Source organism: Desulfovibrio piger (assembly GCF_012843875.1).
In the GTDB taxonomy this organism is placed as follows: domain Bacteria; phylum Desulfobacterota; class Desulfovibrionia; order Desulfovibrionales; family Desulfovibrionaceae; genus Desulfovibrio.
Map to the genome: position 1 here is coordinate 58,011 of NZ_JABAFY010000001.1, position 25,614 is coordinate 83,624.

General features: G+C 64.5%; 19 protein-coding genes and 1 tRNA gene. 9 read left to right on the forward strand and 11 right to left on the reverse strand.

Features of this window, described 5'->3' with window-relative positions; all coding sequences use genetic code 11:
- Window positions 1-293: 293 nt before the first annotated feature.
- The 3 genes from HF854_RS00280 to hydG all read right to left on the reverse strand — a co-directional run bounded on the left by HF854_RS00280 (window position 294) and on the right by hydG (window position 6,199).
- Entirely contained in the window at window positions 294-1,493 is a 1,200-nt protein-coding gene (locus tag HF854_RS00280) for an iron-containing alcohol dehydrogenase (protein ID WP_168934485.1), read from the reverse strand.
- A 134-nt stretch (window positions 1,494-1,627) separates the two neighbouring features.
- A complete protein-coding gene (locus HF854_RS00285; protein WP_303933551.1) occupies window positions 1,628-4,657 on the reverse strand; it encodes a hypothetical protein in 3,030 nt (1,009 codons plus the stop codon).
- Window positions 4,658-4,804: 147 nt separating this feature from the next.
- Window positions 4,805-6,199, reverse strand: coding sequence for a [FeFe] hydrogenase H-cluster radical SAM maturase HydG (gene hydG, locus HF854_RS00290; RefSeq protein WP_168934487.1), 1,395 nt, complete (start codon window positions 6,197-6,199; stop codon window positions 4,805-4,807).
- Between the two features lie 345 nt (window positions 6,200-6,544).
- Here hydG and HF854_RS00295 point away from each other — a divergent pair, with 345 nt between their 5' ends.
- Window positions 6,545-7,630, forward strand: coding sequence for a BMP family lipoprotein (locus HF854_RS00295; RefSeq protein WP_168934488.1), 1,086 nt, complete (start codon window positions 6,545-6,547; stop codon window positions 7,628-7,630).
- Window positions 7,631-7,740: 110 nt separating this feature from the next.
- Here HF854_RS00295 and HF854_RS00300 read toward each other — a convergent pair whose 3' ends face one another.
- Window positions 7,741-8,148 carry a hypothetical protein gene (locus HF854_RS00300; protein WP_168934489.1) on the reverse strand — a complete coding sequence of 136 codons (408 nt, stop codon included), beginning with the start codon at window positions 8,146-8,148 and terminating at the stop codon, window positions 7,741-7,743.
- 262 nt (window positions 8,149-8,410) lie between these two features.
- Between HF854_RS00300 and HF854_RS00305 the strand changes: the two genes are divergently transcribed.
- On the forward strand, window positions 8,411-9,613 hold the full coding sequence (locus tag HF854_RS00305) for an MFS transporter (protein WP_168934490.1): 1,203 nt from the start codon (window positions 8,411-8,413) through the stop codon (window positions 9,611-9,613).
- A 209-nt stretch (window positions 9,614-9,822) separates the two neighbouring features.
- On the opposite strand, the gene HF854_RS00310 is transcribed toward HF854_RS00305, so the two are convergent.
- The 4 genes from HF854_RS00310 to HF854_RS00325 form a co-directional block, all read right to left on the reverse strand.
- Entirely contained in the window at window positions 9,823-10,908 is a 1,086-nt protein-coding gene (locus tag HF854_RS00310) for a bifunctional methionine sulfoxide reductase B/A protein (protein ID WP_205905986.1), read from the reverse strand.
- Between the two features lie 210 nt (window positions 10,909-11,118).
- Complete coding sequence (gene galE / locus HF854_RS00315) at window positions 11,119-12,111, reverse strand: UDP-glucose 4-epimerase GalE (RefSeq protein ID WP_168934491.1); 993 nt, start codon at window positions 12,109-12,111, stop codon at window positions 11,119-11,121.
- A gap of 180 nt (window positions 12,112-12,291) precedes the next feature.
- Window positions 12,292-12,738 (reverse strand): flavodoxin, encoded by a 447-nt coding sequence (locus tag HF854_RS00320; RefSeq protein ID WP_168934492.1) that lies wholly within the window; start codon window positions 12,736-12,738, stop codon window positions 12,292-12,294.
- A gap of 554 nt (window positions 12,739-13,292) precedes the next feature.
- Complete coding sequence (locus tag HF854_RS00325) at window positions 13,293-14,690, reverse strand: radical SAM family protein (protein WP_240937615.1); 1,398 nt, start codon at window positions 14,688-14,690, stop codon at window positions 13,293-13,295.
- Window positions 14,691-14,845: 155 nt separating this feature from the next.
- Between HF854_RS00325 and HF854_RS00330 the strand changes: the two genes are divergently transcribed.
- The 7 genes from HF854_RS00330 to HF854_RS00360 all read left to right on the forward strand — a co-directional run bounded on the left by HF854_RS00330 (window position 14,846) and on the right by HF854_RS00360 (window position 22,356).
- Window positions 14,846-15,130, forward strand: a complete 285-nt coding sequence (locus tag HF854_RS00330) for a hypothetical protein (RefSeq protein WP_239463774.1) — start codon at window positions 14,846-14,848, stop codon at window positions 15,128-15,130.
- 132 nt (window positions 15,131-15,262) lie between these two features.
- Window positions 15,263-18,697, forward strand: a complete 3,435-nt coding sequence (locus tag HF854_RS12815; RefSeq protein ID WP_168934495.1) for an AsmA family protein — start codon at window positions 15,263-15,265, stop codon at window positions 18,695-18,697.
- Between the two features lie 170 nt (window positions 18,698-18,867).
- Window positions 18,868-19,539, forward strand: a complete 672-nt coding sequence (locus HF854_RS00340; RefSeq protein WP_006006223.1) for an adenylate kinase — start codon at window positions 18,868-18,870, stop codon at window positions 19,537-19,539.
- 230 nt (window positions 19,540-19,769) lie between these two features.
- Window positions 19,770-20,093, forward strand: coding sequence for a hypothetical protein (locus HF854_RS00345; protein ID WP_006006222.1), 324 nt, complete (start codon window positions 19,770-19,772; stop codon window positions 20,091-20,093).
- A 55-nt stretch (window positions 20,094-20,148) separates the two neighbouring features.
- A complete protein-coding gene (locus tag HF854_RS00350) occupies window positions 20,149-20,943 on the forward strand; it encodes an ABC transporter ATP-binding protein (RefSeq protein WP_168934496.1) in 795 nt (264 codons plus the stop codon).
- The gene (locus tag HF854_RS00355; protein ID WP_168934497.1) at window positions 20,940-22,103 is read left to right on the forward strand and encodes a SufB/SufD family protein; all 1,164 of its coding nucleotides are present in this window, start codon (window positions 20,940-20,942) and stop codon (window positions 22,101-22,103) included. The genes HF854_RS00350 and HF854_RS00355 overlap by 4 nt, the downstream gene beginning before the upstream one ends.
- Before the next feature lie 177 nt (window positions 22,104-22,280).
- Window positions 22,281-22,356 (forward strand) — tRNA-Ile (locus HF854_RS00360).
- A gap of 88 nt (window positions 22,357-22,444) precedes the next feature.
- Here the strand turns inward: HF854_RS00360 and eutC are convergent.
- From eutC to HF854_RS00375, 3 genes are all read right to left on the reverse strand, one after another.
- A complete protein-coding gene (gene eutC / locus HF854_RS00365; protein WP_168934498.1) occupies window positions 22,445-23,269 on the reverse strand; it encodes an ethanolamine ammonia-lyase subunit EutC in 825 nt (274 codons plus the stop codon).
- Window positions 23,259-24,629 (reverse strand): ethanolamine ammonia-lyase subunit EutB, encoded by a 1,371-nt coding sequence (locus HF854_RS00370; RefSeq protein WP_303933556.1) that lies wholly within the window; start codon window positions 24,627-24,629, stop codon window positions 23,259-23,261. The genes eutC and HF854_RS00370 overlap by 11 nt, the downstream gene beginning before the upstream one ends.
- 547 nt (window positions 24,630-25,176) lie before the next feature.
- Window positions 25,177-25,476 (reverse strand): hypothetical protein, encoded by a 300-nt coding sequence (locus HF854_RS00375; RefSeq protein ID WP_168934500.1) that lies wholly within the window; start codon window positions 25,474-25,476, stop codon window positions 25,177-25,179.
- Window positions 25,477-25,614 lie beyond the last annotated feature (138 nt).

Genomic DNA, 25,614 nt, shown 5'->3' on the forward strand with positions numbered 1-25,614 from the left:
CAGGGGGAGCCCTGCCGGACAAAGAGCCCCCCTTCCCTGCTCTCCGCTTTTTTCCGGCATGCGCCTCTGAAAAACTGCGGCGGGAGAAGCAGCGGCCCCCGCAGCGGGGCATATCGCCCTGCCGTGTCCGTGCCATCTCCAACAGCCGGAAACACTCCGGCCATCGTCTCAAAACCACCTGCCATGCGGGTGGTTTTTCATTTCGCGTCGTGCCGCCCGACAAGCTAAAGCCCAAAACGCAAAAAGGCCCCTGGTTTCCCGGGGGCCTCCATTATGCAGCTATGCAGCGAGGACTACAGGGCGGCCTTGTAGATGGCGGCCACAGCGGCGTCGCTCATCATGCGCGGGTTGGTCAGACCGCAGGCGTCCTTCTGGGCGTTGGCGGTCATGGTGGGGATGTCCTCTTCCTTCACTTCCTTGCCGTACTTCTTGCCCAGGGCGATCAGGCCTTCCGGGATACCCACGTCCTTGGACAGGATGCGGATGGCCTTGATGGCAGCCTGCGAAGCGTCGGTCGGGCTCAGGCCGTCCACGCGTTCGCCCAGCAGTTTGGCGATGCGGCCAAAGCGGCGGCGGCTGGAGATCAGGTTGTACTCGCACACATGGGGCAGCAGGATGGCGTTGCATTCGCCGTGCGGCAGGTCATAGAAGCCGCCCAGCTGGTGAGCCATGGCGTGCACGTGACCCAGGCTGGCGTTGTTGAACGCCATACCGGCCAGGTACTGGGCGTAGCACATGCCTTCGCGGGCTTCCATATCCTTGCCGTTGGCAACGGCGCGGCGCAGGTAGCGGTTGATGTATTCCATGGCCTTTTCGGCACAGGCGTCGGTCATGGGAGTGGCAGCGGTGGAAACATAGGCTTCCACGGCGTGGGTCAGGGCGTCCATACCGGTAGCGGCGGTCAGGGACGGAGGCATGCCCATCATCAGGACCGGGTCGTCGATGGCGACGCTGGGGGTGCAGCGCCAGTCGACGATGGCCATCTTCACCTTGCGGGAGGTGTCGGTGATGATGCAGAAACGGGTCATTTCAGAGGCGGTACCAGCGGTGGTGTTCACGGCCACATAGGGCGGGAAGGGCTTGCTGGATTTGTCCACGCCTTCGTAGTCGTGGATCGTACCGCCGTTGCCGACCACGAAGCCGACGCCCTTGCCGCAGTCATGCGAAGAACCGCCGCCCAGGGTGATCAGGCTGTCGCAACCGTTGCTCTTGTAAGCTTCGGTGGCTTCCGCAACGTTTTTATCCGTGGGGTTGGGCACGGTCTTGTCGTACACGGCATACTGCATGCCGGCGGCGTCAAGGATATCGGTGATCTGCTTCAGGATGCCCACGGCCACGATGCCCTGGTCGGTGACGATCAGTGGCTTCTTGCCGCCGAGGCTCTTCAGGCGATCGGGAATCTGGGTGGAGCAGTTCTGGCCGACCAGAGTCACGGTGGGGATGAAGAAGGACGTGATCTGGCCCATATGCATGCTCTTGACATCCGTGCTCATTGTGCAACTCCTTGGTTTGGGCATCTGAACGGTCTGGATCCCCGTCCGAGCCCGGTTTGGAAACGTTTATGGATGTACTGGAATCAACATACGCGACCAGCCCCGCCATGGCAATAAGATTTTATAAAATAGATTCAACTTTTTTTGTCCTCCCCGAAAAGAACCGGGCAGGCCGGGGCTTCGCGGGGTTTTGAAAGGGTGCAGATGCGCGCCATGAGGCGCAGGTATTCCTTGCGCCTGTCAAGGAAGAAGGCCAGGGGTTTCGAGAAGTTGCGCCCAAGCAGGCCGTCCACCAGGAACTGGCTCACCTCCCGTTCGCGCATCAGCACCAGCTGGGCGCTGAGCAGCACGGCCCTGTCGGCCTCGGCCATGGAGCGCACCTTGTGCCGGAAAGCCTCCTGGGCGCGCGGCTGGTAGAACCAGAAATACATCAGGTCCAGAGCGCAGATGATGAGGATGCGCTCCAGGCGCTGGGCCTCCTCACCGCCACGTCCGCGCAGGCCACCGGGACGGGCCAGGCAGATCAGGGCGTCCTCGCGGGGGAAGAGCAGCTCCAGCTGGGTGTAGCAGTCGAAGATGCGCTTGATGGTGCTCTCGTAGTCCCAGCGACGCATGCGCAGGTTCACCTGGCTGTCGGCGTAGCCCTCGATGATGGCTGCCACGGTGTCCGAGGCCATCTTGGAGATGACGGCCGCGCTGGGCACCAGATACAGATGGGGATCGGCGATGCCCCAGAGCAGCAGCAGGTGGAAAAGGATGAAGTCATACAGGGACGAGACCGGGATGGCCAAGGCACTGCGGAACAGGTTGCCGATGGCCGCCTCGCGGGGGAAGCCCCTGTAGACGTTGTGCGCGAAGATATAGAAACCATTGACGATGTTCAGCACGGTGAAGACCACCACGGGCTGTTCCGCCACTGTCACGCCGAAGCAGTCCTCCAAGAGCCAGACGCGGATCATCACCTCCAGCAGCAGCACCGAGATGCCCGTGTACATGAGCGAATCGCAGATGCGTTTGACGCTGACGTGCTCCTTCCAGTGGGTCAGGGTGCTGCGCTTGGCACCGCGGGCCGCCATGACCATCTGGACCACGTTGCGCACACCGGTGATGCCGAACCAGATGAAGGTGCCGAACCAGGCCAGGAACCACCAGTCCTGCGTATAGATGAAGGAGACGAAGGCCGGGATGAAGCCCAGCAGCACCTTGAGCCAGTTGCTCAGGCTGCTGTTGAGGTACTGGCCGTCGGGCCGGGCCTCCTCCCCCTGCGGCGCATCGGTCAGACCGTTACCGCGGAAGGGGCTCAGGCCGCCGAGGTTGACCATGTTGCCGCGGTTGCTGACGCGGCAATCCTCACTGGCCGCCCGCCACACGCGGCGGCGTTCCATGCCCAGATGGTCGCAGCCCGGCAAAAAGCGGAAATGGGCCAGCAGACGCTGCCCGGGCGAGGGGGTCTCCGGCTCGTTGTAGCGGATCTGCTCTTCCACCGGTGAATAGATGGGGATGGCAGACTGCTGGCTGCCCGACTTTTTCATGGCCAGCAGGGCCCGGCGCGGCAGCGTCTCCCGGATGGCCAGGCCCATGCCGTACGAGCGCGAACGGCTGGCCGAATTGCTGCCCAGGCGCGACTTGAGAGGCTCGTGGCGGTATGCGGCCCAGAGCTTGGGGATGTCGCGCAGGATGGCATGGAACTTTTCCAGGCGTTCGTCGTCGCCCGTCATCTCCATCTGCCGGATCATCTGGCGCACCATCTGCTTCATGCGCGGGGCAAGGCCCTGGTTGAGCACGCGCTGCAATTCGTTGATGGCCGCGATATTGTTGAGGTGCCCTTCCACCCAGCTCTTCATGTTGAAGAGCTCCAGATGGGTGATGCGCCCCTCGCAGTCCCAGAGCAGCTCCACCACGTCCTCCACGCTCAGGCCCTCGGTGCCCAGGATCAGACGGTTGCCCGTGGCAAGCCCGTTGAGATAGGCGGAAAGCTTCTGGGCGCTCATGCACATCAATTCCGGCAGGTTGTCGCAGGCGCCCGGCTGCTCCGTATTGGGGATGCGCGGGTTGTGGCCGGGGTTCAGCCACAGGGCCTGCACATCGTCGGGGCCCAGATTGTCCAGACGCTGCAACTCTTCCATGGCCTCGGGATCGTCATGCCGGGCACGCAGGATCTCGGCCCGGGCCCGCAGGCTGGGCTGGATGTGCTTGTGCAGGTATTCGGCCAGACGCAGCAGGGAGGCATGGCCACGCCCCACGAAGTCGAGGAATTCCTCCAGGCCCATGGGCGCCACGGATACTCCCCAGAGCTGCTCCAGACGGGGACGCTCGTCCTCGTTCCAGACTTCCAGGGTGTGCAGGGCCACTTCGCGCCGCCAGTGCAGCACTTCGCGCCCCTTTTCCAGCATCTCCCGCATCTGCGGGCTGCGCAAAAAGTCCAGGAAGCCCTTGCCGGAGCTGAAGCCGCGCGGCATCCAGACCAGATTCACGAAACGGTCATAGAAGGGCACGCTGAACTCCAGGCCGATACGCACGGAGATGCCCACGATGCCCGAAGCGTGGATGACCTCCGTGGCGGCCTCCAGATCCACACTGTTGTCGTAGACAACCGTGATGGAACGCAGGCCTTTGATCCAAGCGTCCATGATGAGGTGGGTGGGCGTTTTGCGGCCCTTGGTGTTCACGTCATAGACATGGTCGTCGAAGGCGAGCTGGTTCCAGGCTTCGGGCATCTCGGGCAGATGGTAGCGCGCCAGCATGCGGCGCACCACGCGCGGCGTGCCCAGGGCGGTGCTGCGGAAGTCATGGGCCAGCATGAGCTGACGGGTCTCGTCGCCGTGGGCGCGTACCATGTCCTTCATGATCTGCATGAGCGCACGGGCGGTATTGCGGCGCAGGGCCGAATGGGCGCTGGTCAGCACCTCGTCATACAGGGTCTGCAGGGCCAGCAGGCGGTCACGCGAGCCGCCGACCTCCAGATTGCGCAGCAGGTTGATGACGGCATAGGCCATGCGGGAGGCCGGAGAGGTGACCAGCTCCTTGATGCCGTGGGGATGCAGCTCGGGATTGAAAAGATTGTCCCGCGAGGGCACGTTGGGCGCTTCAAGGATACGGTTGACCAGGACGAGGATGTCCCTGTCCTGCTTGTCAAAAAAGATACGGTCAGTGAGTTTTGCCACGGCGTCTCCCTTTTTTTCCTGTCTATGGCCCGGGTTGGGCAAAACAGGATAACGGACTATGCCAACAAAAATAAAAAACCGCCACCGTCTGCCTTCTGGCAGTCGGTGGCGGCGGTTTCGCTGAAGAACGGCCCTGGCCGCTGCCTGTTAGATGAATTCGTCCATGCGGCCCGACTTGACCTTCTGCAACAGGCGTTCTGCCGCGCCGCGCTCCACATCGCTCATCTGCGGGAGCTTGCGGGCGATCAGGCGTTCACCCGCTTCGCGGGTAAAGGGCGTCGCGTAGTTGAGCAGGAACTCTTCAAAAGAGGCGATGGAGTTGGGGCTGCACTGGCTGCGCATGCCGCACTCGCGCACCATGCTCATGAAGTCCGCACCGCTGCGGCCCAGACGGGGACAGGCGGTACAGAACGAGGGCAGGTGCTCGGCCTCTTCCATAAGGAAGCGCACAACTTCGTCCAGATGGGTGTCTTCGCCCAGCGGGAAGGGGATGCCGTCGGGACCGGGCTTTTCGCTCCAGGTCTCGTAAGCGCTGCCCACGCTGCCCGTGAACACCTGGGAGACACCGCTGCTACAGGCGTCACGCCACAGGCCGGAAGGCTCACGCGTGGTGACGACGACGCCCGCATGGGGCACGGCCAGACGCATGATGGCCACGCAGCGCAGGAATTCGTCATCCGAAAGCGGATGCGGGGGCACGAACAGGCTGCCCGGCGCAGGACGCAGACGGAACATGCTGATGGTGTGGCCGCCGGCACCGAACAGGCGGTTGAGATGGGCCACATGCAGCATGGTGGCCAGCACATCGAACTGCCAGGGCGCAAGGCCCAGCAGCAGGCCAAGCCCCACATCGCGCACACCGGCGCCCAGGGCCACTTCAGGCGCGTTGAGGCGCTTTTCGTAATGGCTCTTGGGCCCGGCCACATGGGCGGCCTTGTAGTAATCGGGATGGTAGGTATCCTGATAGATCAGGACGTTGCCCACGTCAGCATCCAGCAGCACGCTGTACTGGTCGGCATTCAGCGGCCCCACGTTGACGTTGACGCGGCGGACTTCGCCGTGACCGTCGAACACGGTGTACATGATGCTGATGGCTTCGGCCAGGTATTCCACATCGGCATTGGGCAGCTGGCCGGAGACCAGCACGATGCGCTTGTGGCCCTGACGGATCAGCTTGCCGGCGGCCTCGCGCATCTCGGGCGAGGTCATGTACTTGCGCTGGATGAGCGTATTGCTCTTGCGATTGGCGCAATAAAGGCATTCACTGCCGCAATGGTTCGAGATGTGCAGCGGAGCGGTCAGCACGATACGGTCACCATAGACCTTCTGCTTGACCGCATCCGCCGTTTTCATCATCAGGGCAACGTCTTCGGGATCCGTCACCCGCATGAGAGCCGTCGCTTCCTGAATGGTCAGTGACTTCAGAGCCAGAGATTTGTCCAGAATATCCCGAAGCTCCGCCTTGTCCGGTGCAGCCGTACGACTGAGCGCGTTTTCGATGAACCGGGTGTCAAGCCATGCAGGCAGCTCGTATGCAGACATAACGTATCCTTCCAAGCAATGTCCCAAGGAGTTGCATCCCGCCCCTGCGCAACCCATACGCAGGGACGAAACACGAGTACACGTTTCCTGAGCAGGAGACTTAGCACAAGTTTCACAGCTTGCCTAGTGCTTTTTTTCACAGAAAAATGCCCAACGACAGGAAAAAAGCCTCAAAAATAGCAGAAAATCTTTCATATTATTATTTTTATCATTTAAAAACAGCATGTTGTAAAATACAATCTTTTTACTATGCAAATTGTTCGATTACTCAATTTTTCTCCAAGCGGCTCCCCGGGCGCTTGTGGCCTCTCCGGCCCCCTGCTAGTATGCCGCCGGGAGCCTGACATGAAAAAATGCTTTGATATCACCCGGCTGCTGTGCCTGTCCGTCCTGTTGTCCGTTTTTTGTTTCTCCTCCGTCCTGGCGGCTCCGGCCGACGAGGCCCCGGCCCTGCGCGTAGCTCTGCTGCTGGAAGATGCGGCCCCCGACCGGGGCTGGAACGATCTGCTGCGCCAGGGGCTGGAGCAGGCCCGGAAGGAGCTGGGCGTCCGCACGGCCGTCGTGGTGGCCCCGCCCCAGGGCAGCAACGGCCTGACGCAGGAGGGCATCTTCCGGGCCGCCGCCCGGCAGGCCGACCTCGTCCTGCTCTCCGGGGCTCGCTTGCACGAGATCTTGCGCAACAATGCCGCCAACTTCCGGCAGACGAAGTTCGGCTGTATCGATACGGGCATCCGCGCCGCCAACATCATGTGCGTGACCTTTGCCGACGAGCAGGCCGCCTTCCTGGCCGGTGCCCTGCTCTCCCAGCTGCACCGGCACGGCCTGCTGCCCGCTCCCCGGACACGCGCCGCCGGTGATGAACTGACCCTGGGCTGGCTGGCCGGGGAAGACGACCCGCAGCTGAAATCCATGCTCAACGGCTTTGTGGAAGGTGTCCGGCTGGAAAGCCCGGGCGCGCGCGTCATCAACGGCGTGGCAGGCAGCTACAGCTCCCCTGAAAAAGGCCGCGCCAAGGCCGAAGAACTGCTGGGGCTGGACATCAATGCCCTGGCCGTGCTGGCCGGGCGTGCGGGACTGGGCGCCGTGGAAGCGGCCATAGCCCAGGGGCGTCCCCTGGTGGGCGTGGACAAGGACCAGCAATTCCTGGCGCCCAAGCTCATGCTGACCAGCATCGTCAAGCGGGCCGACCGCGCCGTGTTCGAGATCGTCAAAGCCACCGCCCGGGGGGCCTTTGCCGGTAACGAGATCATCACCTATGACCTGGCCAACGGCGGCGTGGACATCGTCTCGCCCCAGGTCTGGGCCCGTCATGCCGGTGTGCGCCTGCCCGCCGCCATCGAACGCCGCCTTGCCGAACTGCGCCTGGAGCTGACGCGCGGCGGCATCCGCCTGCCCTCCCTGCGCGACAGGACGCTCTGCAACTGCCGCTAGCGGAAAAGATCATCCGTCAAAAAAAGCAGCCCTCCGGTCACCGGAAAGGCTGCCTTTTTTGCGGCACGCTCATGGCCGTGCTGTCCTGTCCGCCACAACGGCGGCCCGGATCAGAAGCGCAGCGTGAAACGGGGATCGTCCCCCCGCACCTCCACCTTGATGAAATCCGCCTGCTGGCCACGCGCCGGGCGGGCATCCCCCTCCAGCTCGAAGACATCACGCACCACCCAGAAGCGGTGCTTTTCGCCCGGCAGCTCCACGGACGCACCGCCGCCTACTTCCACATGCAGGTAGAACACGGGCTTCCAGGTCTCCAGGGTCACGGTCTGCTTGCTGTGCGGACCGAAGTTCACCCAGCCTTTCGTGACCCACACGCCGTCCGTGCGCAGATACCGCAGGGCCAGGCTCCCGCCCAGGGCCTGGCTGTTGTCGATATGGATCTCCAGAGCTGCGGCCGGGAAGACAGAGCCCAGCAGCAGGGCCAGGGCAAACAGGCAGGAAACGATCTTTTTTGTCATGACGACCTCCGTATGCCGTTCCCCATACGCAAGCCCGGCGCAGGATGCAACGTCCGCGCCGCAGGAAAGCCGGGATATGCCGGGCTCCCGCTCTGAATCCCCAGGAGAGCGGACGGCCGGATCCGAGCAGGAGCAGCAGGCATGCCCGCCGGAGCTCCCCGCAAAAAAAACACTTTTCAAGGCGAGGCAATGCGCATAGATGTTGCCTGTGCGCTCAAACAGTCCTGTTGGAGAGCGCCAGTGCTTTCATCGAGGATACGTCATGGAACTGACTATCTCCACTCCCCGCCTGGCCGCGGCCCGCATCCTGCCGCGTACGCCCCGGGCCTTCTATCGTACCGCCATCAATGCCTTTTTCTTCGTCATGGGCATGGTCTTCGCCTCCTGGGCCGTCCGCATCCCGGACATCAAGGCCGCCCTGCAGATGAGCGACGCGGCCCTGGGCAGCGTCCTGCTGGCCGCCCCTCTGGGCGAGATGCTCTCCATCGCGCCCACGGCCTGGCTCATCGGCCGCTTCCGCAGCCGCCGCGTTATCATGCTGGGGCTCATGCTCATGCCCTGCGCCCTGCTCTCCCTGGCCCTGGCCGGAAGCCCGCACTGGCTGGCCGCGGCCCTGCTGGGTTTCGGCTTTGCCAACAACATGCTCAACATCTCCCTCAATGCCCAGGCCGTGGGCGTGGAGACCCTTTACGGCCGCAGCATCATGGCCACCTTCCACGGCATGTGGAGCCTGGGCGGGGTGGCCGGCTGCATCATCGGCTCCATCGTGGCGCCGCTGGGCGTGGCGCCCCTGCCCCACTTTGCCGCCATCTTCGTCATCACGCTGGCGACGCTGTGCTGCCTGCGCACCTGGACCATGCCCCGGGAAGTGCGCATCGGCGCCGCAGCGCCCGAAAGCGGGAAGCGCTCCTTCCGCCCCGACCTCTATCTGACCCTGCTCGGCTGCATCGCCCTGGGCAGCATGGCCACGGAAGGCGCCATGTATGACTGGAGCTCCGTCTATTTCGCCCAGGTGGTCCAGCCGGGCGAGAGCCTCATCCGCGCCGGCTACCTGGCCTGCATGTGTGCCATGGTCACGGGCCGCCTGCTGGCCGACGGTCTGGTGAACCGCTTCGGGGTCACGCCCGTGCTCCAGCTGAGCGGCCTCTGCATCGCCGCCGGTCTGAGCCTGGCCCTGCTCTGGCCCGACCTGCTGCCCGCCACGGCGGGGCTGGCCCTGGTGGGCTTCGGCATGGCCTCCGTGGTGCCGCTCTGCTATAGCCTGGCGGGCAAGTCCACGCGCGTGCCGCCCAGCGTGGCCATCTCGCTGGTCTCTTCCCTCAGTTTCCTGGGCTTTTTGGGCTGCCCGCCCATGGTGGGCTTCCTTTCCCATCAGTTCGATCTGCGCTGGGCCCTGTCGCCCATCGTGGTGGTGGGCGTGGCCATCTTTTGCCTGGCGCCGCTGGTCCGGCGCATCAAGGCCTAAAAAGGGGCCTTGTCCGGCGGGAGGATCTCCGTTGTCTGGCGAAAAAGGAACCCCTTCCTCCGCACAGCATCAGGCACAAAAAAACGGCAGCCCTTCAAGGGAGATGGCGCAAACCCAATTCCGCCTTCCCTGAAAACAAAAACACGAAAAGGCAGGCACACCATCGCGGCGTGCCTGCCTTTTATTTTTATGGGTATGCGGCCAGTTCCCTAGCGCGGGCTGCCGTCAGCACGGCGCTCGAAGCGGGGCACGGCCAGATGGCAGCCGCCCCGGCCCGTGCGGCGGGCAAAATCCTGATGGTAGGCCTCGGCCTCGTAGAAGGCCCCGGCCTTTTCCAGACGGGTCACCACGTCATAGCCCAGACCGCGCAGCTCATCCATGAGCTTCTGGGCCGTCCGCTTCTGGGACTCGTCCAGCCAGAAGATGGCGGAGCGGTACTGGCTGCCGACGTCCGGGCCCTGCCTGTCCAGCTGGGTGGGATCGTGGACCTCGAAAAAGCGGCGTACGATGGCCTCATAGCTGATCTTTTTGGGATCGAAGCGCACCAGCACGGCTTCGGCATGGCCGGTATCGCCCCGGCAGACATCCTCATAGGAAGGCCGGTCGGTATGGCCGCCCGTGTAGCCGGACCGCACGTCCACCACACCGGGGAGCTTGCTCAGGGCATCTTCCACGCCCCAGAAGCACCCGCCCGCCAGCACGGCCACCTGGGTGTTGCGCACCTGCTCGTACAGGGCCAGGCCCAGCTTTTCCTTTTCGCTGCCCGCAGGGGCGAAGCGCATGGACAGGGAGTTGACGCAATGGCGGGTGTTCTTGGCCGTCAGGCCTTCGCCCTCAAAAACATGCCCCAGGTGGGCGCCGCAGTGCTCGCAGACGATCTCCACCCGGTGGCCGTCGGCATCGGGCTGGCGACGCACCATGCCCGGCAGGGCATCGTCGAAGGCGGGCCAGCCGCACCCGGAATCGAACTTGTCCGAAGAACGGTACAGGGCCACGCCGCACTGGCGGCACAGGTAGGTCCCGGCGGCCGTGTTTTTTTCGTACTCACCGGACCACGGGGCTTCCGTGGCCTTGCGGAGGATGATGTCCGCCTCGCGGGGCGTCAGGGGCGGCACCGCGGCATCACCGCGGGCAATGATCCGGAATCCGTCATTATTCATGGGGGCTTTCTCCCGTAAGGGGTCAAAGGTGGGGCGGGAAAGTTCCGCAGCCGCGGCACCGGTCCCGGAAAGGACCAGGACCAGCATCAGGATGAAAAAGGAAAAGGCGCGTCGCGCGCAGGGATAGCCGTACATGGCACCTCCTATCAGCACAAGTTATCAATATTAAGATAGCGGCGCCTCAAAAGAAAAGCAAGCCCGCGCGAGGCCATAAAAAAAGGGAGGCTCATGCCTCCCCGGATAAAACGTTGTCTTTTCTGGCAGGCCAGCCTGCCACTACCGTCCTTTGCACGGTTCCTCCGCCACAGGAACGGCGCATGGCGGACGCCCCGCCAGGATGCCGTCTTACTGCCGTTCGCCGTAACCGTGCGGATGTTCCCGGTGCCAGCGCCAGGCCGATTCGATGATGGCCTCCACACCCAGCTGCGGCTGCCAGCCCAGCACCTGCTGCGCCTTGCGGGCGGAAGCCACCAGACGGGCCGGATCGCCCGCGCGCCGCTGCCCCATGACCACGGGGATCTCGTGACCGGTCACCTTGCGGGCGCAGTCCACGATCTCGCGCACGGAAAAGCCCTGCCCGTTGCCCAGGTTGCAGATGAGGTCATCACCGCCGCGCTGCAGATGGTCCAGGGCCCTCATATGGGCGTCCACCAGGTCGGTGACGGCGATGTAGTCGCGGATGCAGGTCCCGTCGGGCGTAGCGTAATCATCACCGAAGATGGTGATATGCGGCCGCCGGCCCAGCGGCACTTGCAGGACCAGAGGGATGAGATGGCTCTCGGGGCTGTGGTCCTCGCCGATACTGCCGTCGGCCAGGGCCCCGGCCACATTGAAATAACGCAGGGAGACATAGCGGATGCCATGAGCCACCGAGACCCAGCGCATCATGGCCTCCATCATCAGCTTGCTGTGCCCGTAAGGATTGGTGGGCCGGGTGGGGGCATCCTCGCTGATGGGCACGCTGTCGGGCTCGCCGTAGACCGCCGCCGAGGACGAGAACACGATGCGGCCCACGCCATGACGGACCATGGCTTCCAGCAGGCTCTGCATGCCGCCCACATTATTGTTGAAGTACTTGAGGGGATCGACCATGCTCTCGCCCACCTGCGAATCGGCGGCGAAGTGCATGACGCCGTCGATGCGGAAACGGCGGAAGATGCCGTCCAGACAGGCGGCATCGCGGATGTCGCCCTGCACGAAGGCAGCCTTGCCCGCCACGGCGGCGGCATGGCCCGTCTGGAGATTGTCCACCACCACGACTTCCTGCCCGGCCGCTGCCAGGGCATGGACCGCGTGGGAACCGATATAGCCCGCACCGCCGCAAACAAGAATCGCCATACAGACCTCCACAACAAAGATGATGGCGGCACGCTACGATGTTTGCCTGCGGCTGGCAAGGCCCGGGATGCCCAAGGCCTCTTGAAGGCGGGACAGGACATAAAAGAAGCGCGGAGTCCATGGCCAGACTCCGCGCAAGGCACAGGACGCGCCCCGGCGAAGGCCGGGGTCCCTTTGCGGCTACAATGCTGCCAGAACAGCAGCCGCAAATTCCTGCACGGCATCAGGGGCATCGCTGACGGTACCGTCCACTTTCAGCCCCTCAGCCACGATCTGCGCACCCAGGTCCTTGCCCTTGGCCTCGATGGCGTCCACCGCACCGCAAAAATGCGTGTAGGAACTGTCGCCGGAGGCAAACGCCGACAGTTTGACGCCCGAAAGGCCCATGGCTTCCATGTTCTCATAAAGAGGGATGAAATCGTCCTGCAGCTCCAGCTCGTCGTCACCCCAGGCGGAGCAGCCCAGCAGCACGGCATCATAGCCTTCGGCCAGACCGTCGGCATCCACGTCGGCGGCGTTTTTCAGCGTGACGTCATGGCCTGCGGCGGCGATGATCTCTTCCAGTTTCTGGGCGATGCCCTCGGTATTGCCGGTGCTGGAACCAAAAACGATCAGGACTTTGCTCATGACAACTCCCTGGCGGCATGGCCGCCGTTGGATGTTTAGAAAAAGAAATTCAATTTCAAAAAGAAGCTATAGAAGAACAGGACGTGCGTCAAGCAAAAGACCGTCTCCCGACGAAAAATATTTATCTCCGACTAAAAACATCCTTTTTCCCATCAAAAACATCCCGCCCGGGAAACAGGCTGGAATATCCGCCCGTTATCCGTACCTGCCCTGAGCCTGTCCGTTCACCCGGGATCCACGCCTCCGTCGCCTCACGGATGAGCCTCCCGTCCGCGTGCTGCACCGTCCGCCCCTGCGCCGTTCCTGACGATGCCATGCTCCGGAAGCCGTCTTGCCGTTACTCCGGGCAGCGTCCTCTCTTTTAGGCACGGGAGACGCTCGCGCTCTCCCCTTCCCCGATGACGAAACGAAATCGCTCCCTGCAAGCCGAAGACGGGGACCTGCCATCCGCACCGGAGCAAAAGTTTTACGGGGAGAGGGGGCCCGGGGGAGGGGGACGCTTTTTCAAAAGCGCCCTCCTCCCCCGGAAAATACCCGGCCTCCTCCGCCAAAAACTATGCTCCAGCTTCCGCGTCCGCCTCCCCGGCGGCCTCTTCCGAAGCGGGCCCGGCCAGGGGCGCGTCGGCCACGGAAAGATCAGGCATCTGCCACTGCCCGGGCAGGGGGGCCGTGAGCTCGGCCTTCTCGCCCACATAGGGGTTGAAGTAGCCGAAGCGCAGCCAGGGGCAAAGTTTTTTCAGACGCTTCATGAACAGGCTGAGGCCCATGATGGGGCCGTGGTCGATGCCGCGCATGAGCCCCAGATACCATTCGGGGTCGATGTTGAGGTTACGCCACTGGATCATGCTCACGCCGTTCTCGCCCACCAGACGGGCCAGGGCTTCCAGTTCTCCTTCGCTGTCGGTGACCCCGGGGAAGAAGAGCAGGTTCAGCGAGACCCAGAGGCCGTTCTTCCGGGCCACGGCGATGGAACGGCGCACGTCGTCGAAGCTGTAGCCGTGGGGGCGGTAGTAGCGCTCGTAGACTTCGGGCCGGGCGCTGTTGAGGCTGACGCGGATGCTGGAGAGGCCCGCCTGGGCCAGACGCTCCACGGCCTCGGTGCGGGAGGCGTTGGTATTGCAGTTGACCGTGCCCACGCCGCCCCGGCTGCGGAACAGGCGCACGCTTTCCACCAGCAGGTCGGGATTCATGAGGGGATCGCCCTCACAGCCCTGCCCGAAGGAATAGATGGGCGTCTTCGTCTCGCGGCCGGCATGGAAGCTCATGACTTCCACCAGTTCCTCGGGGGTGGGGGTGAAGGTCAGGCGGCACTGGGGCGTCACGTTGATGGGCGAATCCTTGTCCTGCTCGGAGATACAGCCCACACAACGGGCATTGCAGGTGCGCGAACTGGGCAGGGGCGCCTCGAAACGGCCCAGGGCAAAGTTGCGGGCCGCCGGGCAGTCGTACTTCATGACGCAGTCTTCGAGGATGTGGCCCACCAGACGGTTCTTGGGGAACTGGCGCAGCAGGGCCCGCACGTTCTTTTCGATGCGGGAACGCGGGATGTGGCGGAACTCCTGACGCTGGTCGGCATCCACCTTGCGGGCACAGATGTAGAAGCGCCCCTTGGCGAAGCCCACGGCGCCATAGGCGAACAGGGGCAGCAGGGGGGCGTCGGCATCGCTGGTGTAGGCCGGATGGGCGGAGAGCGTATGGGCCGGTGCGGCAAAGGCGGCCACGGCCAGATCCTCGGTGCACTCTATCTCGCCGGTCTCGGGGTTCAGGCCCACGGCCCGGCGTCCGGGCAGGAGGAAGAGCTCGCTCTCCTCGGGCAGGGGCATGAGTTCGTCAGGACGGGGCGTGCCCCATTCCTCGCCGCGGCGGCAGACCATGAGCAGGTCGGGATCATCATAGATGTTGCCCTGGGCATCGGCCATGACCATATGCGGTTCGATCTTTGCTGTTGCCATTTTCCTTCCTTGCGGCATCTTGCCCTGCCGCGTCCGAATGTATATAAGCGGAGCTGCGGCCAGCCCCGGAAACATGGGCACGACGGCCGCCAGAATATCCGCGAGGCCGCCCCATGTTTTCCCTGATGCTCTTTATTTTTCTTTGTTTTCTCGGCATGCTTGCCGTACAATTCTACATGCTGCGCAGCCAGGAACGCCTGAACCGCGCCCTGCGTGACGAACACGCCCAGATGCGCGTGCTGCTGCGCGCCATGGAAGCCCGCCTGGATGCCCTGGGCTGCCCTGCCCCCAAACTGGCCGAAACGGCCGTGCAGGCCACGCCTGCCGCACAGGATCCCCTGCTGCATCTGAGCTTTGATGCGCCTGCGGCCAAGAAGGCCGCGCCCCGCACGCCGGTGGTGGACCCGGGCCTGGACCTGCACATGGACAGCAGCCGCTAGGGCTGTTCCGTTTTTTGCCCGGAAGCGGGCTTTTCCCTCCGGCGGGGCTTTTGTCGTGCCTTCCGCGCACGCCGCGACAGCGCTTCGTCAACCTAGCCTTGCCCCTTTTCATCGTCAAGCAGCCTTCCTGCCATGCCCGAACCATCCCGCCGCCTGCGTCTTTTCCTCCGCTGTCTGGCAGCCCTGCTGCTGGGCATCCTGTTGCTGGCCGGCGCGGCCATGGTCTATGTGCAGCACAATTCCGTCGCCATCACCCATGCCCTGCTGGAAGACTTTACCCAGCGTACGGGCCTCCACCTGCATGTCAGGTCCATCGGCCTTTCCTGGCTGCCTCCGGCCATCCAGGCCGATGACGTGCGCATCCGCATCAAAGAGCTGGACATCTCCGTCCGCACGGCCCGCCTGCGCCCCCGCCTGACCGCCCTGCTGCAGGGACGGCTGGAACTGGAATACGTGGCCCTGCAGAATCCCGTGCTCTCCGGCAGCCTCCCGCTGCCCACGCTGGACCTGCGCAAGCTGGGCTCCGCCGCCGAGGGCGGCAGCGGCGATACGGGAGGGCTGGCCCGGCTGGACGGCCTGCTGCCCGGTACCCTCCAGATAGAGATAGACCAGGGCAATTTCTCCTTCCAGGCCCAGGACGCTTCTTCCCTGCGCGCGGGCAACCTTTCCTGCGTGCTGCATCTGCGCGGTCTTCAGGACGTGCGCGGCAAGCTGCAGGCAGGTCTGATCCGCAACCTGGCCGCCGGGGAAGAGATCCCCGTGCTCGACCTGGAAAACCTGCTCGTGGAAGGCCGCAGCCGTCCGCTTCGTTTTTTGAGCGATACGCCCCGCCTGCGCCTGCGTACCCTGCTGCATCTGCCGCCCCACCTGCCCCGCGTACGCATGAACCTCGATTTCACGGCCACGGCCGCGGGCTGGCAGCTGGATCATGACATCCAGGGCGACCTGATGCAGGACGACGAGCCCATCCCCTTTGCCGTGGCCGGCCGCCTGCTGCAGGACAGGAACGCGCCGCAGGCCTCGGTACGGCGCATGCTGCGCGAGGTCTTCCTGCCCGATCCGCAGGAGTTGGCCGCAGCCGGAAAGGAAGGTCCCGCAACGGCTCCTGCCCCGTCCGCCCCCCGTTCACCGGCCGCTGATGCCGCCGCTGCAAAGACAGTTCCCGCACCCCAGGTGGCCCCCCAGCCCGATCTGCCCGCTGCGGGAGGGACGCGCCCGCCCGTGCGCCTGGAACGCATCCGGCTGGAACTGGGCGAAGACAGCGCCACCCTCGACGGCAACCTGATCCTCGACAAACAGCGGGGCCCCGTCCTCAACGGCAGCCTGCAGGCCCACCGCCTGAGCCTGACACGCTGGCTGGGCTTTGCCCGTGATCTGGCCCCGGGCCTTCAGATGGCCCTGGACAACATCACGGACAGTCTTCTGGAATTCGAACTGGATGCTGAAGGCCTGCGCGTGCCCTATATCGTGGCCCATGCCTCGGGCTCGCGCTTTACCGGTTCCGGCGGCGTGGCCCGCTGGGCCGAGCCGGTGGTGGCCCTTGACCTGACCGCCCCGGAAGTAACGCTGGGCCGGGCCATCCCGGAAGCCGTGGGCACCCTGCCCCTGCAGGTCTATTTCCCGCACGGGCCCCTGACCAGCCTGCGGGCCTCGCGCTCCACACCGCTGCCGCCGCCCGATCCCGCCACGGACCTGGATATCGGTTATGACATCCGCCTCAATGCCCGCACCGTGCATTACGGCCCTGTGACCATCACCGGCGCGGCCGTGGTCATCGAACCCGGCACCCCCGACAAGGCAGGCAACGGCACGGCCGTGATCCGGGCCACGGGCGACTTTTACGAAGGCCGCCTCAAGGGCCGCTGCGCCATCGGCGGGCCTTCGGACATGCCCACCTTCGACATCGACCTGCGCCTGGACAAGGTCCACGGCAGCAAGCTGGTCAGGGATTTCGACCTCATCCCCGTACGGCGCGGCATGCTGTCCGCCCAGGCGGCCATCACCAGCCGGGGCAGCGACCTGGACGTGTTCCTGAAGAGCATGCGCGGCACGGTCACGGCCGACGGCAGCAAGGGCCTGCTGCCCGCCGGAGGCAAAAAGAGCCTGCCCTTCGAAAAACTCTCGCTGCGCCTCGACCTGCAAAGCGCCCGCCGCGACCTGCGTCCCACTCCGGCCCGGGCCGGTTTCGAAGGCCGCTGGACGGCCTCGCTGGAGGGTGAGGATCTTTCCCTGACCCAGAAGCTGGACGGCCTCGTCTGGTTCGGCGGCAAGGAGTTCGTGGCCTGGCAGGATCTGCCCGGTTCCCTGCGCCTGCACCTGCCGTCCCTTGAAAAGGATCTGCTGCCCCAGGGCATGGATCTGGATGCCGACGGCGTGTTCAGCTGTGCGGGCCCTGCCGGGCTGAAGCTGAAAAAGGCCACGCTCTCGGCGCTGGGCCTGCAGCTCAAGGGCGATCTGGACGTCAGCAACGGCCGCAGCGGCCTGACCTGGGGCGGGAACGTGGATCTTGCCGCCCGCGACCTGAAGCACAGCCTCCGGCAGATCCGGGGCAGTGCGCCCGCCTCCCTGCCCGCCTCCCTCAACAGCCTGCGCCTCAAGGGCACGGCCTCCGGTACCCCGGACAGCCTGCGCCTCAAGGACCTGCGCTGCAGCCTGGGCTGGCAGCAGGTGGACGGCGAAGCTGCCGTGAACTGGAGCGGTACCCCGCAACTGGACCTGCGCCTGCATGCCGCGGACTTCGATCTGGACCGCCTGCTGGCGGAGATGTTCCCCGACCAGGCCCGCAGCAAGGGACGGAGCAAGGCCCCGGGCGCTCCCTGGGACCTGCGCTTCATGAAGGCCTTCGATGCCCAGGGGAGCCTGAGCGTGGACAGGGTGCGCTTCATGCGCCTGCGCATGCAGCAGATGACCACCCGCTTCAGTCTCAAGGACGGCCACCTTTCCGTGCCTGCGCTGGAAGGCAACTTTTACAATTCGCGCCTGCGTGCCTCGGGCGACTTCCGCTTCGACCGGGGCCTGAGCTACACCACCAAGGTCAGGGCCCTGAACATCAACCTCGACGCCGCCAGCAACGACCGCAACGACAAGCGCGCCGTGCGGGGGCTGGCCTCGGTGGAATCGGAGATGAGCGCCCACCTGACCGGCAGCGGCCAGATGCCCGCGGCCCTTTCCGGCACCTGGGGCGTGGCCATCATCAACGGCAGCTACCAGAACCGCGACAAGGCCGGGCGGCCCGGCGGCAAGCCCACCCGCTTCCAGCGCCTCAGCGCCTCGGGCAACATGCAGGGCGGTGTGGCCCGCAGCAGCAACATCTTGTATCAGGATGCCGAGATGCGCGTGCGCGGCGGCGGCCGCATCGACTTCAACAACGAAGACCTGGACTGCAACCTTTTCGTCAAGACCGACCGCATGCAGGAATTCCCCGTGCGCGTGACCGGCAAGCTCCATGATCCCAAGACCTCGGTCAGCGCAGGGACGGCCATCCTCTACGCCGTCACCAGCCTGACCCACGGCATCTTCGAGCTGCTGGGCGGGGTCATGGAAGGCACCTGGAACCTGTTCCGCTGATCCCGCGTCCCGGCCTTTTTCGTTCCGGTCCCACCGGCCTTCCCCTGCCGGAAAAGGCCTTGCACTTTCCCCGCCCCCGTTGACAGAACCGCCTGCAAAGGGTAGACAGGCTCTATCTGTTCTTTTTTGCACAAACCCAACAACGGTCCGTCTCAATAAGGAGAAGCGCCATGAATATCCTCATCTTTGGTCCCAACGGCAGCGGCAAGGGCACCCAGGGCAACCTGGTCAAGGCTAAGTACAATCTTGCTCACATCGAATCCGGCGCCATCTTCCGTGAGCACATCGGCGGCGGCACCGAGCTGGGCAAGAAGGCCAAGGAATACATCGATCGCGGCGACCTGGTGCCCGACGACATCACCATCCCCATGGTGCTGGAGACCCTGAAGACCAAGGGCAAGGACGGCTGGCTGCTGGACGGCTTCCCCCGCAACATGGTGCAGGCCCAGAAACTGTGGGAAGCCCTGCAGGCCGAAGGTCTGAAACTGGACTACGTCATCGAGATCCTGCTGCCCCGCGAGATCGCCAAGAACCGCATCATGGGCCGTCGCCTGTGCAAGGAAAACAACAACCATCCCAACAACATCTTCATCGACGCCATCAAGCCCAACGGTGACAAGTGCCGCGTCTGTGGCGGTGAGCTCTCCACCCGTTCCGACGACCAGGACGAAGCCGCCATCAACAAGCGTCACGACATCTACTACAACACCGAGAACGGCACCCTGGCCGCGGCCTACTTCTTCAAGAACCTGGCCGCCGAAGGCAAGACCAAGTACATCGAACTGAACGGCGAAGGCACCATCGACTCCATCAAGGAGACCCTGATCTCCCAGCTGAGCTAGCCTGAGCACGCCTTTCCAGGCCGGGGCCCTGCCCCGGTCTTTTTTTTGCCCGAAAATCCTGGAGCCCGGCCGGAAGCGGCCTTGCCTTTTGCCGCCGCGACCCCATCTTTATAGCGGGGGAAAGGTCCGCCGGCCCGCAGCGAGCACGCGTTCCGAAACAGGGGCCCTACTGGACATGCCTGTCCAAGTTTGCCACTATGCCCCCAACTTCACAGCGAGGTATCAATATCATGCAAGTCTGCATCGCGATCATGCACGGCAATCCCGTCATGCTGGAACTGCGGGAAGGCGTCCCCTACATCAATGACGAACCCCAGCCCATCAAGCACCTGACCGAAGATGACCTCGTGGCCTTCCACGAAGCCGTGAGCGCCATCCCCGACGACGGCGATCCCGGCAATGTCGCCCTTGTCAACGCCAAGCGCGCCGCGTTCATCGTGGACCTGCTGGGCCATGCCGTGGGCGACGAATGCGTCTCCTACCTGACGCATGTGCTGGACCACGTGCACTACGACGTCATGGAATATCTGGGTGAAACCGACCCCCAGGACTAGAAAGCCTGCCGGGCTCCCGCAAGGGGGAGGACTTCCGGCATAATTGAGGGAAACAATGCTTGAGATCCGAGACCTGCACGTTTCCGTCCACGGCACGCCGGTGCTCAAGGGCATCGACCTGAAGGTGGAAGCGGGCGAAACCTTTATCCTATTCGGCCCCAACGGCTCCGGCAAGACCACCCTGCTCATGACGCTGATGGGCTTTTCCGGCTACGAGGTGACCCGGGGCAAGATCATCTTCAAGGGCCACGACATCACCTACGCCCCCATGTACGAGCGTGCCCGTCTGGGCATCGGCATGTCCTTCCAGCGCCCGCCCACCATCCACGGCCTGCCCACGGGCAAGATGGTGGAACTGTGCGGCCGCGGCCGCAAGATGGACATCCCCGCCATGGCCAAGCGCGTGCATTTCGATACCTTCCTGGACCGCGACGTCAACGCCGGTTTCTCCGGCGGCGAGATCAAGCGCTCCGAGCTGCTGCAGCTCATGGCCCAGCAGCCCAACCTGCTGCTTTTCGACGAGCCGGAATCCGGCGTGGACCTGGAAAACATGGCCCTGGTGGGCAAGACCGTGCGCAAGCTGCTGGACGGCGTGCCCGACTGCTGTAGCGCCACCCTGCGCGAGCAGGGTCGCCAGCGTTCCACCAGCGGGCTCATCATCACCCACACCGGCCACATCCTTGAATACGTCAACGCCGACCGCGGACAGGTCATGTATCACGGCAAGCTCTGCTGTGAAGCGCGCCCGCGCGTCATCCTCGACCATATCGCCCAGCACGGCTACCAGGAATGCCTGCGCTGCCTGGCCGGCGACATGTTCGGCAAAATCGCGGAGGCTCCCCTGGTATGAGCAGCATCGACCTTTCCCGTTTCAACTTCAGCGGCGGTGAGAACTCCGCCCCCATCGAAGATCTGACCCGTCTGCCCCAGGAAGACCAGCAGCGCCTGGTCCTGGCCGGCATCGACGTGCACGACACCAAGGTCAGCGGTGCCTTCATGCAGCTCAACCATGCCGACGTGCACTGCACCACCCGGCAGGAAGGCCTGGACCTCATGGACATCCGCGCGGCCCTCAAAAAGTTCGACGGCCTGCCGCAGTACTACTGGAAGCTGCTCGATCCCAACAAGGACGAGATCACCCGCATGGCCTACGAGCACCTCAACGGCGGCTACTTCGTGCGTGCCCGCAAGGGCGTGAAGATCAGCCAGCCCGTGCAGTCCTGCATGTTCATCAAGGGCAATGCCGCCGGACAGGCCGTGCACAACATCGTGGTGGTGGAAGAAGGCGCCGAGCTCAACATCCTGGGCGGCTGCGCCACCTCCCAGCACAGCAATGATGCCGCGCATCTGGGCATCACCGAATACTATGTGGAAAAGGGCGGCAAGCTGACCTTCACCATGATCCACAACTGGGGCGACTCCACCACCGTGCGGCCGCGCTCGGCGGGCGTGGTGGAAGCCGGGGGCGTGTTCCAGAACAATTACATCCTGCTCAAGAGCGTGGGCAGCCTGCAATCCTATCCCCGCATCGACCTCAACGGTGAGGGCGCCGTGGCCACCTTCAACTCGGTCATCGTGACGCCCACGGGCTCCTACGTGGACAGCGGCAGCGCCATCCACCTCAACGCGCCCCACACCCGCGGCGAGATCATCTCCCGCACCCTGACCACCGGCGGCACCATCATCAACCGCGGTTTCATCGGCGCTTCGGCCACTCCGGTCAAGGGCCATCTGGAGTGCAAGGGCCTCATCGTGGGCGGCGGCCGCGTGCATGCCATCCCCGAACTGGACAGCTGCCGCGACGGCGTGGAACTCTCCCACGAAGCCGCCGTGGGCAAGATCGCCCAGGAAGAGATCGAATACCTCATGGCCCGCGGCCTGGACGAGGACGAAGCCACCTCCACCATCGTGCGCGGCTTCCTCAACGTGGACATCATGGGCCTGCCCGCGCCCCTGAAGAAGGCCATGGACGAACAGATCAGCAAGCTCAACGCCGGCGGCGCCATGTAGCGCCCCCGCTGCGATACCTGCCTGTTGCGGGGCTGTCCGTACATGCGGGCAGCCCCGTTCGTTTTTGCGGAACCGCCACAGGCCCGCCCGGCTGTCCCCGCCGGAGCCCGGCCCTCAAGCCCTGCCGGAAGGGCTTGACCGCCTAGTGTCCTTCCGGCTATAGTTCGCTTCCTTCGTGGGCCTATAGCTCAGTTGGTAGAGCCTCCGGCTCATAACCGGCAGGTCCCAGGTTCGAGTCCTGGTGGGCCCACCAATATTTGAAAGGCAGGTTCCCTTCGCGGAAACCTGCCTTTTCATTTTTCATAGATATCCCGGCGTCCTGCCGGGCCTCTCCGTCTTCCCTATCCCAACGCCCGCGTCTCCGCGAACGGCAGATAGCCGGGCGGCACGTCGTCCTTGAGATCCACACCGGACAGGCGCCGGACAAGGGCATTCTCCACCAGATAGCAGAGCTTGCGCACGGCCTCCTCCACGGGCAGGCCCGCGGCGCGCACGTTGGAGATGCAGTTGCGGGCCTCGTCGGTCAGACCGGGCGTGGGCGCGTGGGTCATGTAGACGCCCAGCGAATCGGGCGAGCTGAGGCCGGGACGTTCGCCAACCAGCACGACCACCAGCCGCGCATTGAGCAGGGCCGCCACATCGTCGCCCACAGCCACGCGGCCGAACTTCACCAGAGCCACCGGCGCGGCACTGAGCCCGGCAGCGGCCGCTTCTTCCAGAAAACGGGACGCGAAGGGCACGGCGTTCTCGTGCACGGCCCGTGCGGACAGGCCGTCACAGATGACCACGCTCACGTCCGGCGCACTGCCGGGATGCGCGTCCATCCAGGCATCCAGCAGTTGCCGCGAAGCCACGGAAAGACGACGCCCCTTGTCCGGCCGGGTCAGATATTCGTTCCTGTCCGCCACCGCGCTGCTCAGGGAGAGGCATTCCAGACCGTGGGCGGCCAGATCGGCGCGCACCTGCTCTTCATCCAGCGGCGTCATGACGGCATCCCGGGCGCGAGCATGGGCCAGACGGAATTCCAGCCAGCGTTTCACGGGCAGGCTCACCCCGCAATGGCCCAGACCGATACGCGCATCGGTGAAGCGGCGCAATTCTTCCCAGGGGTCCGGCGTCACGATGGCGGGCGCGGCGCCCGCGAGCGCATCCTGCCTAGTTGCCATGGCCGCCCTCCTCCAGTTCCCGGCCCAGAGCGGCCATGCCCCGGCGCTCACCGGGCGGCAGCAGCTCGCCCGCGGCGGACAGGATGCCCATGCGCTCCAGCCATGCTTCGAATTCCGGTGCGGGCCGCTTGCCCAGCACCCACCGCAGCCAGGCCACATCGTGGAAGGAGGTGGACTGGTAGCCCAGCATGATGTCATCGGCACCGGGGATGCCCATGACGAAATTGCAGCCCGCCACGCCCAGCAGGGTCAGGAGCATGTCCATGTCGTCCTGGTCGGCCTCGGCGTGGTTGGTGTAGCAGACGTCCTCGCCCATGGGCAGGCCCAGCAGCTTGCCGCAGCAATGGTCCTCCAGACCGGCACGGATGATCTGCTTGCCGTTGAACAGATATTCCGGCCCGATGAAGCCCACCACCGTATTGACCAGCAGGGGACGGTAACGCCGGGCCACGGCATAGACGCGGCATTCCAGGGTCTGCTGGTCCACGCCGAAGTGGGCCCCGGCGGAAAGCGCGCTGCCCTGCCCGGTCTCGAAATACATGACGTTGTCCCCCACCGTGCCGCGCTTCAGGGAGAGGGTGGCGTCCCAGGCCTCGTCCAGCAGGGACAGGGAGATGCCGAAACTGGCATTGGCCTTTTCCGTACCGGCGATGGACTGGAAGCAGAGGTCCACGGGCACGCCGCGCCGGATCATCTCCAGGGTGTTGGTGACGTGGGTCAGCACGCAGCTTTGGGTGGGGATGTCGTAACGGGCGATGACATCGTCCAGCAGGCGGAGCAGGCGCCCGATGGCGGGCAGGCTGTCCGAAGCCGGGTTGATGCCGATGACCGCGTCCCCGGAGCCGTATTGCAGGCCGTCGATGACGGAGGCCAGCACGCCGCGCGCGTCATCGGTGGGGTGGTTGGGCTGCAGGCGCGAGGAAAAACGCCCCGGCAGGCCGATGGTATCGCGAAAGCGCGTCACCACGCTGCACTTGGAGGCCACCAGCACCAGATCCTGGATGCGCATGAGCTTGCTGGCCGCGGCCACCATCTCCGGGGTCAGGCCCGGCGCCAGGGCCGTCAGGGTCGCCGTGTCCGCGGCAGGGGTCAGCAGCCAGTCGCGCAGCTGGCCCACCGTGAAGGAGCTGACCGGCGCAAAGGCCTGCGCATCGTGGCTGTCCATGATGAGCCGGGTGACCTCGTCCGTCTCGTACGGCACCACGCACTCCGACAGGAAACGCTTCAGGGGCACATCGGCCAGGGCCATCTGGGCCCGGATGCGCTCCTCCTCATTCTCGGCCGCGATGCCGGCCAGCACGTCCCCCGAACGCAAGGGAGAGGCTTTGGCCAGCAGTTCGCGCAAGGAACATTTTTCCACAGGATTTTCCAGAAGTTGAAGATTGCCCAACGTCACCGCCGCCTGCCGTGACCGTACCGGGGCCCTGCGGCGGCACCTCAGCCTGATACCCCCTCTGTATAGCCGCAGCCGACGGTCCCGACAAGGCGGATAGGGCCGGGACGCAAAAGCGGAAGAACTGCCCGGAAAGAAGCGCGACCGGCACCGGCCCTCCCAAACGCAGGCACATGGCAAGGCACGGCCCCGCTCCTTCCCGGGATGGACGCGATGCCCGTATACCGCCTTGCCTGCCGTAACTGTGTATCAAACTGTACACTCCGGGCCCGGGGCATTGCCTTGCCCGGCCAAAGGGCTATACTTCTTCCATGTTTTTATGACCGGCAGCATGCTGCCGGGTTTCCTTTCTGCCCCCGCGAGGGCGGGACTGCTCCCCCGCATCCCGTCCCATCAAGGACCGCCCTTTTCCGACGGTCCTTTTTTCATCCCTTATGGACACGAAAAGGGCGCTGCATGTGCAGCGCCCTTTTTTCCTCGAACAGCACCTCTGGGAAGGCACAGACTGTCCCGGCTACTTTTCCTGCTCGGCCTCCCCGATCCAGGTCTGCAGGGCGTCCACGATCTTGCGGGCCTGATCGGCGCTGGAAATGGTGAACTTGCTCTGCTGCCGGTATTCGCCGCCCACCTTCTTGTAGCGGCGGATCACATACTTGTCGGGGCCGTAGGACGAGGTCTGCGGCTTCCACTCCTGATAGCGGAAGAGGATAGTGGTCCAGGCGCCCTTGCTCAGGACGATCTTGTCCAGTTCCTTGAGGATGATCTGTCCGTTCTCCTCATACTCCACTGTGAGATCATCGATGGATTCGCTCAAAACTGCCTTCCTTGCGAACGCGCACCCGGGACGTGCACGGTTGAAGTAAAGAGTCTGCACGGGCCGCCGGGGCCGTGCCATCCCTCTCATGGCGCACAATCTACGCATTTCGGGGCCAAACGGCAAGCCTGCCCCCCC